The sequence below is a fragment of the Halomonas sp. KAO genome, assembly GCF_015595025.1.
GTDB lineage: Bacteria > Pseudomonadota > Gammaproteobacteria > Pseudomonadales > Halomonadaceae > Halomonas.
In genome coordinates this window covers 123,453-138,277 of record NZ_JADNRL010000010.1, presented here as the reverse complement: position 1 = coordinate 138,277, position 14,825 = coordinate 123,453, and the positions used below count along the sequence as shown (strand labels likewise).

General features: G+C 65.6%; 11 protein-coding genes. 10 read left to right on the top strand and 1 reads right to left on the bottom strand.

Annotated elements, in window-relative coordinates; all coding sequences use genetic code 11:
* The first annotated feature begins 203 nt into the window (after positions 1–203).
* The 5 genes from rnc to acpS all read left to right on the top strand — a co-directional run bounded on the left by rnc (position 204) and on the right by acpS (position 3,778).
* The gene (rnc, locus tag IOC61_RS04595; protein ID WP_195687691.1) at positions 204–893 is read left to right on the top strand and encodes a ribonuclease III; all 690 of its coding nucleotides are present in this window, start codon (positions 204–206) and stop codon (positions 891–893) included.
* Entirely contained in the window at positions 890–1,789 is a 900-nt protein-coding gene (gene era, locus IOC61_RS04590) for a GTPase Era (RefSeq protein WP_195687690.1), read from the top strand. The genes rnc and era overlap by 4 nt, the downstream gene beginning before the upstream one ends.
* Before the next feature lie 6 nt (positions 1,790–1,795).
* Complete coding sequence (gene recO, locus IOC61_RS04585; RefSeq protein ID WP_195687689.1) at positions 1,796–2,497, top strand: DNA repair protein RecO; 702 nt, start codon at positions 1,796–1,798, stop codon at positions 2,495–2,497.
* Between the two features lie 102 nt (positions 2,498–2,599).
* The gene (gene pdxJ, locus IOC61_RS04580; protein WP_195687688.1) at positions 2,600–3,397 is read left to right on the top strand and encodes a pyridoxine 5'-phosphate synthase; all 798 of its coding nucleotides are present in this window, start codon (positions 2,600–2,602) and stop codon (positions 3,395–3,397) included.
* Positions 3,398–3,400: 3 nt separating this feature from the next.
* Complete coding sequence (gene acpS, locus IOC61_RS04575; RefSeq protein WP_195687687.1) at positions 3,401–3,778, top strand: holo-ACP synthase; 378 nt, start codon at positions 3,401–3,403, stop codon at positions 3,776–3,778.
* On the opposite strand, the gene IOC61_RS04570 is transcribed toward acpS, so the two are convergent.
* Positions 3,718–6,438, bottom strand: coding sequence for an ATP-binding protein (locus IOC61_RS04570; protein ID WP_195687686.1), 2,721 nt, complete (start codon positions 6,436–6,438; stop codon positions 3,718–3,720). The genes acpS and IOC61_RS04570 overlap by 61 nt on opposite strands.
* A 110-nt stretch (positions 6,439–6,548) precedes the next feature.
* Between IOC61_RS04570 and cysM the strand changes: the two genes are divergently transcribed.
* The 5 genes from cysM to ppc are packed head-to-tail and all read left to right on the top strand — an operon-like array spanning position 6,549 to position 14,761.
* The gene (cysM, locus tag IOC61_RS04565; protein WP_195687685.1) at positions 6,549–7,445 is read left to right on the top strand and encodes a cysteine synthase CysM; all 897 of its coding nucleotides are present in this window, start codon (positions 6,549–6,551) and stop codon (positions 7,443–7,445) included.
* Between the two features lie 3 nt (positions 7,446–7,448).
* Entirely contained in the window at positions 7,449–8,900 is a 1,452-nt protein-coding gene (locus IOC61_RS04560; RefSeq protein WP_195687684.1) for a TRAM domain-containing protein, read from the top strand.
* A gap of 13 nt (positions 8,901–8,913) precedes the next feature.
* A complete protein-coding gene (gene relA / locus IOC61_RS04555; RefSeq protein WP_195687683.1) occupies positions 8,914–11,196 on the top strand; it encodes a GTP diphosphokinase in 2,283 nt (760 codons plus the stop codon).
* On the top strand, positions 11,193–12,116 hold the full coding sequence (gene mazG / locus IOC61_RS04550) for a nucleoside triphosphate pyrophosphohydrolase (RefSeq protein WP_195687682.1): 924 nt from the start codon (positions 11,193–11,195) through the stop codon (positions 12,114–12,116). The genes relA and mazG overlap by 4 nt, the downstream gene beginning before the upstream one ends.
* Positions 12,113–14,761 (top strand): phosphoenolpyruvate carboxylase, encoded by a 2,649-nt coding sequence (gene ppc, locus IOC61_RS04545; RefSeq protein WP_195687681.1) that lies wholly within the window; start codon positions 12,113–12,115, stop codon positions 14,759–14,761. Before mazG ends, ppc begins: the two co-directional genes overlap by 4 nt.
* Positions 14,762–14,825: the final 64 nt, after the last annotated feature.

Here is a 14,825-nt window from a genome sequence, read left to right as displayed (position 1 = left end):
CTGAAAAGTCGGCGGGCGAAGGTTAGGCAAGGCAAAAATCGGCGAAAAGACGGAGTTTACGGAGTGTAAATGAGGACTTTGAGTCGATTTTTAACGCCGTATAGCCGAGCGCAGCCAGTTTTCGGACGAGCCTAAGTGCCTCGTTGTACTTTCAGAAGCTGTATTACCAGAATCAGACGACAGAATCGGATAACAGGATTTTCGTGAGCCAAACCCTCAACGCCTTCAGCCGACGTCTCGGCCATGACTTCGGCGACGACACGCTGCTCGAGCTTGCCATGACCCACCGCAGCTATGGTGGCCAGAACAACGAGCGCCTCGAGTTTCTGGGTGACTCCATCGTCAACTTCGTCATCGCCGAGGCCCTGTTCCGTCGCTTCCCCGAGGCGCGAGAGGGACAGCTCTCCCGCCTGCGTGCGCGCCTGGTCAAGGGCCAGACCCTGGCGGAGCTGGCTCGCGAGATGGGGTTCGGAGAGCACTTGCGGCTCGGGTCCGGAGAGATGAAGAGCGGTGGGCATCGCCGTGACTCGATCCTCGCCGATGCCGTCGAGGCGGTGATCGGTGCCATCTATCTCGATGCCGGCATGGAAGCCGTGCGCGCCCGGATACTCTCCTGGTATGCGGGACGCCTGGAAGACACCAGCCTGCAGCATACCCAGAAGGATCCCAAGACACGCCTGCAGGAATTCCTGCAGTCGCGTCAGGAGCCACTGCCCCGCTACGAGGTGGTCAGCGTCGAGGGCGAGGCCCATGCCCAGACCTTTACCGTGGAGTGTCATGTGGAACTGCTGCAGGATCATACCACCGGCATCGGCTCCAGCCGCCGTCACGCCGAGCAGCAGGCCGCCGAGGTGGCCCTGAAGCAGCTTGAGCCAAGAGGAGTCCGGTCATGACCCAGACCTGTGGTTTCGTGGCCATCGTCGGCCGCCCCAACGTCGGCAAGTCCACTCTGATGAACCGTATTCTCGGCCAGAAGGTGTCGATCACGTCGCGGCGGCCCCAGACGACCCGCCATCAGGTGATGGGCATCAAGACCGAGGAGGAGACCCAGTTCATCTACGTCGATACGCCCGGCATCCATATCATGGCCAAGGATCGCAACAAGGCGATCAACCGCTTCATGAATCAGGCGGCCGTGCAGGCGCTGCGCGATGTCGACTGTGTGGTGTTCATCATCGACCGCACTCGCTGGAGCGATGAGGACCAGGTCGTTCTCAAGCGCCTCGAGCATGTCAACGCACCGGTGATTCTGGCCGTCAACAAGGTCGATCGCCTGCAGGACAAGTCCGAGCTGCTGCCCTGGCTCGAGTCGGTCGGCGCGCGCCGGGATTTCGCCGCCATCGTGCCGATCTCCGCGAAGCACGGCACCAACGTGCCGGAGCTCGAGGCCGAGGTGGCCAAGCACCTGCCGGAAAGCGTGCATTTCTTCCCCGAGGATCAGGTCACCGACAAGAGCCAGCGATTCCTGGCGGCCGAGCTGGTGCGCGAAAAGGTCATGCGCCAGCTTGGCGATGAGCTGCCCTACCAGATGACCGTGGAGATCGAGGAGTTCCGCGACGAGGGCAGGGTGGTGCATATCAGCGCCCTGATCCTAGTGGAGCGCCAGGGCCAGAAGAAGATCCTGATCGGCGAGAAGGGCGAGCGCATCAAGAGCATCGGCCGCGAGGCGCGTCTCGATATGGAGCGTGCCCTGGGGGCCAAGGTGATGCTGAATCTGTGGGTCAAGGTCAAGCGTGGCTGGTCCGATGACGAGCGAGCGCTCAAGAGCCTGGGTTACGACCTCGACTGAGGTGACATGACTCCCGAGCCGGCCTTCCTGCTGCACAAGCGCCCCTATCGCGAGACCAGTGCGCTGGTGGAGTTGTTGACGCTTCACCACGGTCGGGTGCGGGCCGTCGCTCAGGGCGTGCAGCGGCCCGGGTCGCGGTCACGTGGCAGGCTGCAGCCCTTCGCTCCACTGCATGTGACCTGGGCCGGCGAAGGCGAGCTCAAGCGCCTGAGGCTGATGGAGAGTCGTGGTGGGGTGGCGCTGCTGGCGGGCGAAGGGTTGCTGTGCGGGCTCTATGCCAACGAACTGCTGACACGCACCCTCCCGGTGGAGTTTCCGGTAACGGAGGTGTTTGCCTTCTATACCTCGCTGCTCGAGGCCCTTCCCAGGCCGGGCTCACGCGCCGGTGCCCTTCGACGCCTGGAGTTCACCCTGCTCGAGTCGCTGGATGCCGCCCCGCGCTTCGTGGCGACCGAGGGTGGCGAGCTCGACCCCCAGGCTCGCTATGTCTACGACGCAGCCAGCCGCGCCTTCCGCCTCGGCCAGCCGGGGATCGATGGTCGTACCCTGCGCCTGCTCGCCGCCGGTGAGTGGAGTGCGCCGGGACTCGCCGGTCCTGCGAAGGCGGTGGCTCGCGCCGCCCTGGCGCCACTGCTGGGCAGCCGCCCGCTGCGCTCCCGGGAGCTGATGCGCGAGCTTGCCGAGTGCCGGCGTGCCGGGCTTCGCTAGGAGCACGGCTGCGCTGAGAGCGATTAAACTTTACGCACCCCTCTGTCGCTAGCCTTGCCGGCTTACGCTAAGCTGGCTACGGCTTATTTCAAGGAGACTCTTATGCATCCCCCGCGTATTCTGCTTGGCGTCAATATCGATCATATCGCCACCCTGCGTCAGGCTCGAGGCACCCGCTACCCGGACCCGCTCCAGGCAGCGCTGCTCGCCGAGGAGGCCGGTGCCGATGGCATCACCATCCACCTTCGTGAGGACCGCCGGCATATCCAGGAGCGTGATGTTCGCCTGCTGGCGGAGGTGCTGAATACCCGCATGAACCTCGAGATCGCGGTGACCGAGGAGATGATGGCCCTGGCCGAGGAGGTGCGCCCGGCCCATGTCTGCCTGGTGCCTGAGAAGCGCGAAGAGCTTACCACCGAGGGAGGGCTCGATGTGGTCGGTGGTTTCGAGACGATTCGCAACGCCTGTCGACGCCTGGCCGCGGCGGGCTGTGAGGTCTCGCTGTTCGTCGACCCTGAGCCGGAGCAGATCGCTGCCGCCGCCAGGGCCGGCGCGCCGGTCATCGAGCTGCACACCGGTGGTTATGCCGAGGCCACCGGAGACGAGGCCGCCCGTGAGCATGCGCGACTCGCCGCGGCCGCCGAAATGGCTCTCGAGCTGGGGCTGGTCGTCAATGCCGGTCATGGTCTGCACTACCATAACGTCGAGGCGGTGGCCGCCATTCCGGGGATCCATGAGCTCAATATCGGTCATGCGATCATCGCCCGGGCACTGTTCGTGGGTCTCAAGGAGGCGGTTGCCGAGATGAAGCGTCTGGCGATCGCCGGGCAGGAGGCAGGCTTCGTCGCCTCCCTCGAGGAGCACGACCACGACCATGACCACGCTGATCACGTGCACTGAGTCATGATTCTGGGGATCGGCACCGATATCGCCCGGGTGGCCCGTTTCGAGGCGGCGCTGTCACGCAGGGGCGAGCGCTTTACCCGTCGTCTGCTGGGGGAAGTGGAGCGCGAGCGTGTCCAGGGACACCCAAGGCCCGCGGCCTTCCTGGCCAAGCGCTTTGCGGCCAAGGAGGCCTTCGTCAAGGCGCTGGGCACCGGGCTGCGTCACGGCATGCGCTGGACCGAGATCCAGGTGGTCAATGATAGCCTCGGTCGGCCCTCGTTGCTGCTGGCCGGCAAGGCCCATGAGCTGGCACGCAGTGCCGGCGTGCGGGCCACTCACCTGACCCTGTCCGATGAGGAGGAGTTCGCGGTCGCCTTCGTGGTACTGGAGGACTGAGTTTCTTCGAGCTGCGCCTTGCGCCACCGGCGCAGCTCCTCCATGGCGTCGGTCAGGTCCCCCATCAGCGGGGCCATGGCCATGCGTCCACGGCTACGCAGGCGTGTTTCCATGGTTTCCGCGAGCAGCCCCAAACGTGGTGCCCCGCAGTAACGACAGGCACCGTTGAGGGCGTGTATGGCGTCCAGTAACGCCTCATCGTCCCGATCCTCATAGGCCTGGTATATCGCCTTCTCGCTCGCGTCGAGAGAGTCGGCGAGCTGGACGAGCAGCTGGTGCGCCAGCTGCTCCCGTCCACCGGCCAGCCGCGCACCCAGAGAGAGGTCCACCGCGGCCAGCTCCGATGACCGGGCGTCCGCCGATGAAGTGTCGGTCGCCATGAGGTGGGCGGGAACACTCCCCAGATGGCGACTCAGCAGGGCCGCCAGGTCCTTGCCTCCCAGCGGCTTGATCAGCACGTCATCCAGGCCGCTGGCCAGCAGCCGACGGCGTTCATCCTCCAGGGCGTGGGCCGTCACGGCGACGATCGGGGTGCGTCGCCACCTCTGGTTCAGGCGGCGCAGCGCTCGGGTCGCCTCGACACCATCCATGCCCGGCATGCGGATATCCATCAGCACCAGATCGAAGTGCTGCTTACGGCCCAGCGAAACGGCCTGTTCGCCACCGCTTGCCAGCGTGACCTCCACCCCGGGGCCGGTCAGCAGCTCGCTCAACAGGCGGCGGTTGGAGTCGTTGTCGTCGACGGCGAGTAGCCGCAGGCCGGTGTCGGGCGTGTCTGCCGAGCGTTCGGTGTCGGCCGCTCCGGCGTGCTGTCCGCTTGCCAGGATGCGTTCGATGGCATCGGCGAATGCGCGCCGGGCCAGTGGCTTGGCCAGCATCTCGCCCCCGGCGGGGAGCATGATGTCGGGCAGCTCGAGGGGGCTGACCGTGCAGAGCACGAGTGCGGGGCACTGCAGCTCGACGATCCGTTCCTGCCAGTGGTGAAGAAGTTCGGGAGCGTAGGGCGGTGCGCCCAGGCTGACGATCAGCAGGCTCGGGAGAGGCGGCGAGGCGGTGTCGGCCGGCAGCGGCGTGGCTCCCCAGCGGCGCAGCAGGTGCAGCAGGGTGTGCCGGCTGGGGGCGTGCGGCTCCTCCAGCAGGATGGTCTCGCCCTTCAGGTGCAACTCGGGCGGTCGTTGCGACTCGGCCTCGCCGGCCAGTGGCAACGTAAACGAGAAGGTGCTGCCGTGGCCCGGTTCGCTCTGCACGTCGATCTCGCCCCCCATCTGTTCCACCAGCTGGCGGCAGATGAAGAGGCCGAGCCCGCTGCCGCCGAACTCCCGACTGTGGCTCGGGGAGGTCTGGTGGAAGGCATCGAAGAGGCGCTGCCTGTGCTCATTCGACAGCCCGATGCCGGTGTCCGTCACGCTGATGCGCAGGGTGACGCGGTCCGCCTCGCTCTCTTCCACCATGACCCGGACCAGAACATCGCCGTGCTCGGTAAATTTCACCGCATTGCCGACCAGATTGGTCAGCACCTGGCGGATGCGCATCGGGTCGCCCTCCAGCAACGATGGCACGTCATCATAGACCATGCCGAGCAGCTCCAGCCCCTTCTGCTGGGCCGTGGGCGCCTGTAGCGCCAGGACCTCGTCGACCAGTTCCACCATCTCCACCGGCATTCGCTCGAGCTCCAGCCTGCCTGCCTCGAGCCTGGAGTAGTCCAGGATATCGTTGACCAGCATCAGCAGGTTGTCACAGGCCCGGTCGACATGTTCCAGCCACTCCCGTTGACGGACATCCAGGGGCGAGCGCCCCAGCAGTCGGCAGAAGCCGATGATACCGTTGAGGGGCGTGCGGATCTCGTGGCTCATGTTGGCGAGGAACTCCGATTTCACCCGGTTGGCTTCCACGGCGCGTCGGTGTGCCATATCGAGCTGCATGTTCTGGATCTCGACGGTCTCCATCGACTCCTCCAGCTCCATGGTGGCCTGAGCGATCTGGCGCTGCATCTCTTCGCGAGACGCCTGCAGGCGCGAGGCCAGCACATTGATATGGGTATCCAGCGGGGGCAGCTCAGGGGGAGAAGGGGGCAGCGGCTGTGCGCTCTCCTCTCGCGCCAGTTGCGACAGCGTGGCATCGATCCGCGCCAGGGGGCGCTGCAGGCGCCGATAGGTGCTGGCGGTGGCAAGCCCCAGGATGGCGGCGCCAAGGACAAGCAGCAGACCGCTGGCACCCAGCTGCCGGTAGTGGCCCAGCAGCAGCCCGCTGGCATCGATATCCATCACCAGGCGTGTGGCGTTGTCGTCCGCAAGAGGATAAGTCATGCGCCAGTGGCCGTTGTTCTGGCGTACGATGGCGCTGGTGTGCGCCCGGGGAACCTCCTGGGTCAGGCGACCGGCCTCAATCAGTGGCATGCCGCTGGCGTCGATGATGGCCGCGGCCGTGACCTCCCGCAGGCCGAGCAGGCTGGCGGTATGCGTCCTCAGAGCCGGCAGATCCTCCGCGCGCAGCGCGGCCAGCAGGCTAGGCTCGACCAGTGCCGTGGCCTGGTACAGCTCGGCCTCCAGCTCCGCGTCATGATCATCACGGTGCAGGGAGAGGGTGATGACCGCCACGGCGAGCATCAGCAGCAAGGGGAGAACCAGTGTGGTCAGCAGCAGTCGCAGCTTCAGAGGCATGGAGGTTTCCGGCGATGAGTGAGATGAGGGCCGTGGCCGAGTGGAGTGCCTGTCCACCCCGGAGTCACACGGATATAATGGTGAAAATACCTTTGGAGAAGGATGCTTGCATGCACTTTCCGACCATCGAGGACGTTGTCGGCCAGACGCCGCTGGTGCGCCTCAAGCGCATCGGGGCCGGTCGCAACAATGTGCTGCTGGCCAAACTCGAGGGTAACAACCCTGCGGGTTCGGTTAAGGACCGGCCTGCCCTGGCCATGCTGGAGCAGGCCGAGGCACGCGGCGAGATCGTTCTGGGCGACACCCTGATCGAGGCGACGTCGGGCAACACCGGCATCGCCCTCGCCATGGCGGCGGCCATCAAGGGCTATCGCATGGTGCTGATCATGCCCGACAACGCCTCGGAGGAGCGCAAGCAGTGCATGGCGGCCTACGGCGCCAGGCTGATCACCGTGAGCCAGGAGGGTGGCATGGAAGAGGCCCGTGACCTGGCAGAGGCCATGCTCGCGCGGGGTGAAGGCAAGCGGCTGGATCAGTTTGCCAACCCCGACAATCCGCTCTCCCACTACCGTGGCACCGGCCCCGAGATCTGGGAGCAGACCGCCGGCAGCGTGACCCACTTCATCAGCTCGATGGGCACTACCGGTACCATCATGGGGGTTTCCCAGGCCCTCAAGGAGCGCAACCCCGACGTCGAGATCATCGGCCTGCAGCCCGAGGACGGCGCCAGTATCGCCGGAATTCGCCGCTGGCCCGAGGCGTACCTGCCAAGCATCTTCGATGCCAGTCGCGTCGATCGGGTGCTCGATATCGGCCAGCACGAGGCCGAGGAGCATATGCGACGCCTGGCTCGGGAGGAGGGCATCCTGGCAGGCGTCAGCTCCGGTGGGGCCCTGGCCGGCGCCCTGCGAGTCGCCGAGCAGGTCGAAGATGCGGTGATCGTGTTTATCGTCTGCGACCGCGGCGACCGTTATCTTTCCACCGGTCTCTACGCCCCGGAGGGCTGAGTCATGGCGATGCTGGGCAAGCGGCGACCGCGTCGCGAGCGGTCGGGTGTTTCCGGCCTGCAGGGTCGACAGCCACACTCGCCGCCATACTCCAATGCCAGGGGGGATGCGTCTTCGAGTGAGGGCGAGGCCCAGGGCCTGATGATCGAGCGCCTGGCCCATGACGGCCGTGGCGTGACCCATGATACCGAGGGCAAGACGCTGTTCGTCGACGGCGCGCTGCCCGGAGAGCGGGTCGAGGTGGCGGTCTATTTGACCCGCAGGCGTTTCGATGAGGCCCATGTGCGCGAGGTGCTCGAGGCCTCGCCGGAGCGCGTCAAGCCGCCCTGCGACTATTACCAGCGCTGTGGCGGCTGCGATCTTCAGCATCTGTCAGTGCCCGCCCAGCGTCGCCACAAGCAGGCGGTCCTCGTCGATCTGCTGGCGCGTCAGGGAGTCGAGATCGCCGGTGAGCCAGAGTTGCTGGCCGGTGCCAGCCAGGGCTATCGGCGCCGTGCCCGGCTGGGAGTGAAGCTGGATGCCGAGGGGCGTCTGTACCTTGGGTTCCGCGCACGCCATAGCCATCGTCTGGTGGATATCGCGCACTGCACCATCCTGATGCCTGAGCTCGATGCCCTGCTGACTCCCCTGCACCGTCAACTGATGGCGCTGCAGGCGCCACGCCAGGTGGGGCATCTGGAGCTGCTGGCCAGCGATCAGGGCAGCACCCTGGTGATCCGCCAGCTCAAGGAGCATGCCGTCGATCGCGAGGCCTGGCGTGTCTTCGCCCACGAGCATGGGATCCACCTGGGCTGGCTGGCAGGGCGTGATGCCCCCGCCCTGGAGTGGCTGACGCCTCCCCCGCGTCTGAGCTACCGAGTGCCCGGGACCCAGGAGGACCTCGAACTGGGCATCGCCCCCGGTGACTTCCTGCAGGCCAATGAGGAGGTCAATCGACAGATGGTTGAGACGGCACTCGGCTGGCTCGATGATCTTGCCGGGACGGTGCTGCTCGACCTGTTTGCCGGTGTCGGCAATTTCAGCCTGCCGCTGGCCTCCGCCGGGGCACGGGTGGTCGCGGTGGAGGGGAGTCCGTCGATGGTCGAGCGCCTGGGCGCCAACGCGCGTGCCAATGCCAGTGCCAACGGTGGGGGGCTGCAGCTGTCGGCTCGCCAGGCCAACCTGGCGAGTCTGGGGACAGTGGCAGCGCTTTTGGAAGAGATCGGCCCCGAGGTGGTGGTGCTCGATCCGCCACGCGAGGGTGCCGAAGGTGCCGCCCGGGCCCTGGCGGCGGCACCGGTGCCCCGCGTGCTCTATATTGCCTGCGACCCGGCGACACTGGCTCGGGATGCCGCACACCTGGCGCAGGGAGGCTATCGGGTCACGCGTATCGCCGTGGCCGATATGTTCGTGCACACCTCTCATCTGGAATCGATGCTGCTGTTCGAACATTCAGGGATGGAAGAGCGGCGGTAAGGAGCCTTGGCCGATGGTTAAAGTACGTGAGGAGCAGCCTCTCACCGCGACGGGAAAGGTGGATATCGAACGCTGGGTGGAGCGCCTGCAGGAGGACGTGAGGCTGCGCGACCCGGCCGAGATGATCGAGGCCTGTCGGCTCGCCGAGCGGCTGGAGAGTGAGTCGGAGCGCCCCCACCGGGCCTGGTTGGCGGAAGGGTCCAGCTTTCGCATGGGCCTGGAGATGGCCGATATCCTGGGTGAGCTCAAGCTCGACCAGGTGGCGCTGGTTGCCGCGGTACTCTATCGCGCGGTGCGCGAGGGTCTGGTCGGCCTCGAGGCCGTCGGCAAGCAGTTTGGCAAGGAGGTGGCCGGACTGATCGATGGCGTGCTGCAGATGGCGGCGATCAGTGCGACCCAGTTGCCCAGCCGCGACATGGGCCAGCATGACCAGCAGGACAATCTGCGCAAGATGCTGGTCAACATGATCGACGATGTTCGCGTGGCACTGATCAAGATCGCCGAGCGCACCTGTGCGCTGCGCCAGGTCAGGGAGGCGCCCCGAGAGAAGCAGCAACGCGTGGCTCGTGAGGTGTTCGATATCTTTGCCCCCCTGGCGCATCGGCTGGGGATCGGTCACCTCAAGTGGGAGCTCGAGGACCTCTCCTTCCGCTATCTCCATGAGGATGACTACAAGGCCATCGCGCGGCAACTGGCGGAAAAGCGCCTGGATCGCGATCGCTATATCACCGAGATCGTCGCCACCCTCAACGGCCTGCTGGATGCCCAGGGCATCCAACGCTACGACGTCGATGGTCGGGCCAAGCACATTTACTCGATCTGGCGGAAGATGAAGCGCAAGCGCATCGACTTCTCCCAGGTCCATGATATCCGGGCGGTGCGCATTCTGGTGCCCGAAGTCACCGACTGCTACACCGTGCTGGGGCTGGTGCACTCGCGCTGGCATCACGTACCCAACGAGTTCGACGACTATATTGCCAATCCCAAGCAGAATGGCTACCAGTCGTTGCACACCGCGGTCCTCGGCCCCGAGAACAAGGTCGTTGAGATCCAGATCCGCACCTTTGCCATGCATGAGGAGGCGGAGCTGGGGGTCTGTGCTCACTGGCGCTACAAGGGGCATGACACCCGGGCCAAGAGTACCAGCTACGAGGACAAGATCGCCTGGCTGCGGCAGGTGCTCGAGTGGCAGGAGGAGGTCGGCGATCTCGGCGACCTGAGTGAAGGACTCAACAGCGACGTGGCCCCGGACCGCATCTACGTTTTCACCCCGGATGGCCATATCATCGACCTGCCGCGTGTCGCGACCCCCATCGACTTCGCCTATCGGGTGCATACCGAGGTGGGGCATCGGTGCCGTGGGGCCAAGGTCAATGGCCGCATCGTGCCGCTTACCTATACGTTGAAGACCGGCCAGCAGGTGGAGATCCTTACCGCCAGCAAGGGTGGGCCGAGTCGCGACTGGCTCAACCCCAGCCTGGCCTATGTGCGTACCTCCCGGGCCCGTTCCAAGATTCAGGCCTGGTTCAAGTACCAGGCCCGTGACCAGAACATCCTGGAGGGGCGCGCCCTGTTCGAGCGCGAGATGAAGCGTCTCGACCTCGAGGACATGGCCCTCGACACCCTGGCTCGCAAGGTCAACTACACAACGCCCGATGACATGTACGCCGCCCTGGGAGCGGGGGACCTGCGCATCGGGCAGGTGCTGAACCAGGCTCAGCAGCTGTTCGGTGAGAACGATGACCAGGAGCAGCTCGACCGCCTGCTGGCCAAGCCCAGGCGCACCACGGGCAAGGGCGAGAAGAGCGATATCACCGTGCTGGGCGTAGGTAACCTCAAGACCAGCATGGCCAACTGCTGTCATCCGGTGCCGGGTGAGCCGATCGTCGGCTTCATTACCCAGGGGCGTGGAGTCACGGTGCACCGCGAGGACTGCCCCAATATCCTGCAGTTGAGTGTGGACGAGCCCCAGCGCATCATCGAGGTGGAGTGGGGCGAGCGGGCGCGAACCCAGTACCCGGTCAATATCGAGGTGCAGGCGTGGGATCGCTCCGGCCTGCTGCGCGACGTCACCGGGGTACTTGGCAACGAGAAGGTCAACGTGCTGGCGGTCAATACCCTCACCGATACCGATGATGGCATCGCGAGGCTGACCATTACCGTCGAAGTGGATGGCCTGGAGTCGCTGGGGCGGCTCTTCTCCCGCATTCAGCAGCTGCCCAACGTTATCGAGGTGAGGCGCCTGCGCAGTGGCGGCAAGCCCGGCAAGCGCAAGGGAAAGGAGAGGAAGACATGAGCCAGCGCCATGGTCTGGATGATCTGCTGACCCTGATGGCGGTGCTGCGTGACCCCGACCAGGGGTGTCCATGGGACCTCAGGCAGGATTGGGACACCATCGTGCCCCACACCCTGGAGGAGGCCTATGAGGTCGCCGACGCCATCGAGCGCCGCGCCTGGGAGGAGCTGCCCGGTGAGCTGGGTGACCTGCTCTTTCAGGTGGTCTACTACGCCCAGTTCGCGAGTGAGGAGGGGCGTTTCGACTTCCACACGGTCGTGGATACCCTGACCACCAAGATGCTGCGTCGCCACCCCCATGTCTTCCCCGATGGCAGCCTGGCCTCGCGGCGCCCACCCGACGTTGATGCCGCGGATAGCGAAGCTCGCCAGCTCCCCGAGCTCGAAGGCATCAATCGCCGCTGGGAGGCCCTAAAGGCCGAGGAGCGAGCGCAGCGGATGCGTGAGACCCACGAGACCCCCGATGCCTCGGGGAGCGACGCCGTTGCGCCCTCGGTTCTGGATGATGTGCCGCGCACACTGCCGGCGCTGTCGCGAGCCGCCAAGCTCTCGAAGCGTGCCGCCCGGGTGGGGTTCGACTGGCCCGACTCCCGCGGGGTGATCGCCAAGATTCGCGAAGAGCTCGACGAGGTCGAGGAGGCGCTGACCGAGGGGAGTCGAGAGCATGCCATCGAGGAGGTGGGTGACCTGCTGTTCGCGGTGACCAATCTCGCCCGGACCCTCAAGGCCGACCCCGAGCAGTGCCTGCGAGCCACCAACAACAAGTTCGAGCGCCGCTTTCGTCACGTGGAAGCGGCCCTGGCGGCGACGGGCAGTAGCCCCGCCGATGCCGACCTCGCGACCATGGAACGCCACTGGCAGGCCGCCAAGCGCAACGAATGCAACGATACTGCCATATCTTCCGGAGACCCCCTGTCATGAGCCATGATCTTCATGAATCCCTGCGTGACAACGTGCGTATCCTTGGCGACAGCCTGGGGCGTACCATTGCCGATGACCTGGGGGGCGACTTCGTCGACAAGATCGAGGCCATCCGCGATTTCGCCAAGCGAGGTCGTCAGGGCGACGAGCAGGCTCAGCGTGAGCTGATCGAGTACCTGCGTCGCTTGCCAGACCGCGACCTGCTGCCGGTGACCCGCGCCTTCAACCAGTTTCTCAACCTGGCCAATATCGCCGAACAGCACTATCGGGCCCGCTTTCGTCGCGTCGAGGATTACCGGCCGGGAACGCAACCGGTGCTCTCCGAGCTGGTGGAGCGGGCGCGCCATGCCGGCCACTCACCACGCAAGCTGGTCGAGAGCCTGGCCGGCATGCGTGTCGAACTGGTATTGACCGCCCACCCCACCGAGGTCATTCGGCGCACCCTGATCCAGAAGTACGACGCCATCGACGACTGCCTGACCGCCATCGAATCATCGGGGGACTATCCCGAGCGCGGCGCCCGGGCCAAGGGGCGTCTCGAGGAGCTGATCAGCCAGGCCTGGCATACCGACGAGATCCGCCACGAGCGGCCCTCGCCGGTGGATGAGGCGAAGTGGGGCTTCGCGGTGATCGAAAACTCGCTGTGGCAGGCGGTGCCCGACTTTCACCGTGACCTGGACAACCTGCTGCTGGAGACCGCCGGCGAGCGGCTGCCTCTGGATGCCGCGCCGATCAGCTTCTCGTCGTGGATGGGGGGCGATCGCGACGGCAATCCCAACGTGACCTCCCGGGTGACCCGCGAGGTGCTGCTGCTGGGGCGCTGGATGGCCGCGGATCTCTACCTGCGCGACCTGGAACAGCTCAAGGCCGAGCTCTCCATGTGGAAGGCCAACAGCGCGCTCAAGGCCGAGGTTGGTGACGCACCGGAGCCCTACCGCGAGCTGCTGCGCCAGCTGCTGGCGCGAGTCGAGGCCACCCGTGACTGGGCCAAGGCGAGCCTCGATGGCAAGCCCTACGACGGGGGACCGATCATCGAGAGCCGTGACCAGCTCTACTCACCGCTGCTTGCCTGCTACCGCTCGCTGTGCGATGTGGGTCTCGACACCATCGCCAACGGTGCACTGCTGGATACCCTGCGGCGGGTGGCGGTGTTCGGTGTCACCCTGACCCGGCTCGATATTCGCCAGGAGGCGAGCCGGCACGCTCAGGTGATGGAGGAGCTCACCGCAGGTCTGGGCCTGGGGCACTATCGTGACTGGAGCGAAGAGCAGCGCCAGGCCTTCCTGCTCGAGGAGCTCGAGTCGCGCCGACCGCTGATACCGCGGCGCTGGGAGTGCTCGACGGAGTCGCGTGAGGTGATCGATACCTTCCGGGTCATCGCCAGCGAACAGGCCGAAGCGCTCGGGACCTATGTCATCTCCATGGCGGCAGAGCCCTCCGATGTGTTGACCGTGGCACTGCTGATGAAGGAGGTGGGGGGCGAGGTCAAGCTGCCGATTGCGCCGCTGTTCGAGACCCTCAACGACCTCAATCATGCCGGCGAGGCGATCGACCGCCTGCTCTCCCTGCCCGGCTATCGCCGTCTGATCGGCGGCCGACAGGAGGTAATGATCGGCTACTCGGATTCGGCCAAGGATGCCGGTCAGCTGGCCGCCGCTTGGGCCCAGTACCGTGCCCAGGAGAGCCTGGTGACGGTGTGTCGTCATCACGCCGTGGACCTGACGCTGTTCCATGGACGCGGTGGGACCGTGGGGCGCGGTGGTGGCCCGGCCCATGCGGCGATTCTCTCTCAACCGCCTGGTTCGGTGAATGGCAGCCTCAGGGTGACCGAGCAGGGCGAGATGATCCGCTTCAAGTTCGGTCAGCCGGAGATCGCCCTGCGTTCCATGGAGATCTACGCCTGCGCGGTGCTGGAGGCAACGCTGCTGCCGCCACCGGACCCGGAACCCCACTGGCGCGATGAGATGGATCGCCTGGCCGAGATCGCCCATGGGGCCTATGTGGGGGTGGTGCGAGAGGATGACGATTTCGTGCCCTACTTCCGTGCGGTGACACCGGAGGGATCGCTCGGGCGCCTGCCGTTGGGCTCGCGGCCTACCAAGCGGCGCCAGGATGGTGGAGTGGAGACACTGCGGGCGATTCCCTGGATCTTTGCCTGGACCCAGGTCCGCCTGATGCTGCCTGCCTGGCTGGGAAGTGGCGAGGCCTTCGCCACCCGTCTCGAAGAGGAGGGGGGGCGTGAGGTGCTTCAGGAGATGCGTGACCGCTGGCCCTTCTTCGGCACCTACCTGGACATGCTGGAAATGCTGCTTTCCAAGGCCGATGTGGGCATCTCTGCCTACTATGAGCATCGCCTGGTCGACGAGCCGACTCTCAAGGCGCTGGGGCAGCGCCTGCGGCAGCGTTTCGAGCGGCTCAATGAGGTGTTGCTGGAGATGCTGGAACAGCAGGAACTGCTGGAGAAGACGCCGTTGATCCACCAGGCAATAGCCGTGCGCAATCCCTATATCGACCCGCTACATGGGCTGCAGGCGGAGCTTTTGCAGCGTAATCGCGACGCCGACGGGGCGATCAGCGCCGATCTGTCGCGAGCGCTGATGGTGACCATGGCGGGTATCGCCGCGGGGCTGCGTAATACTGGATAGGGCCTGCGGCCAGGTACTAGGTGCAAGGATTCCCCTTGTACTGCTGGGGATGAAGCCATTGGGG

Excerpts from the sequence above, each read along its gene's own strand:
- era (WP_195687690.1), top strand. The coding sequence starts at position 890 with ATGACCCAGACCTGTGGTTTCGTGGCCATCGTCGGCCGCCCCAACGTC.
- recO (WP_195687689.1), top strand. The coding sequence starts at position 1,796 with ATGACTCCCGAGCCGGCCTTCCTGCTGCACAAGCGCCCCTATCGCGAG.
- pdxJ (WP_195687688.1), top strand. The coding sequence starts at position 2,600 with ATGCATCCCCCGCGTATTCTGCTTGGCGTCAATATCGATCATATCGCC.
- acpS (WP_195687687.1), top strand. The coding sequence starts at position 3,401 with ATGATTCTGGGGATCGGCACCGATATCGCCCGGGTGGCCCGTTTCGAG.
- IOC61_RS04570 (WP_195687686.1), bottom strand. The coding sequence starts at position 6,438 with ATGCCTCTGAAGCTGCGACTGCTGCTGACCACACTGGTTCTCCCCTTG.
- cysM (WP_195687685.1), top strand. The coding sequence starts at position 6,549 with ATGCACTTTCCGACCATCGAGGACGTTGTCGGCCAGACGCCGCTGGTG.
- IOC61_RS04560 (WP_195687684.1), top strand. The coding sequence starts at position 7,449 with ATGGCGATGCTGGGCAAGCGGCGACCGCGTCGCGAGCGGTCGGGTGTT.
- relA (WP_195687683.1), top strand. The coding sequence starts at position 8,914 with ATGGTTAAAGTACGTGAGGAGCAGCCTCTCACCGCGACGGGAAAGGTG.
- mazG (WP_195687682.1), top strand. The coding sequence starts at position 11,193 with ATGAGCCAGCGCCATGGTCTGGATGATCTGCTGACCCTGATGGCGGTG.
- ppc (WP_195687681.1), top strand. The coding sequence starts at position 12,113 with ATGAGCCATGATCTTCATGAATCCCTGCGTGACAACGTGCGTATCCTT.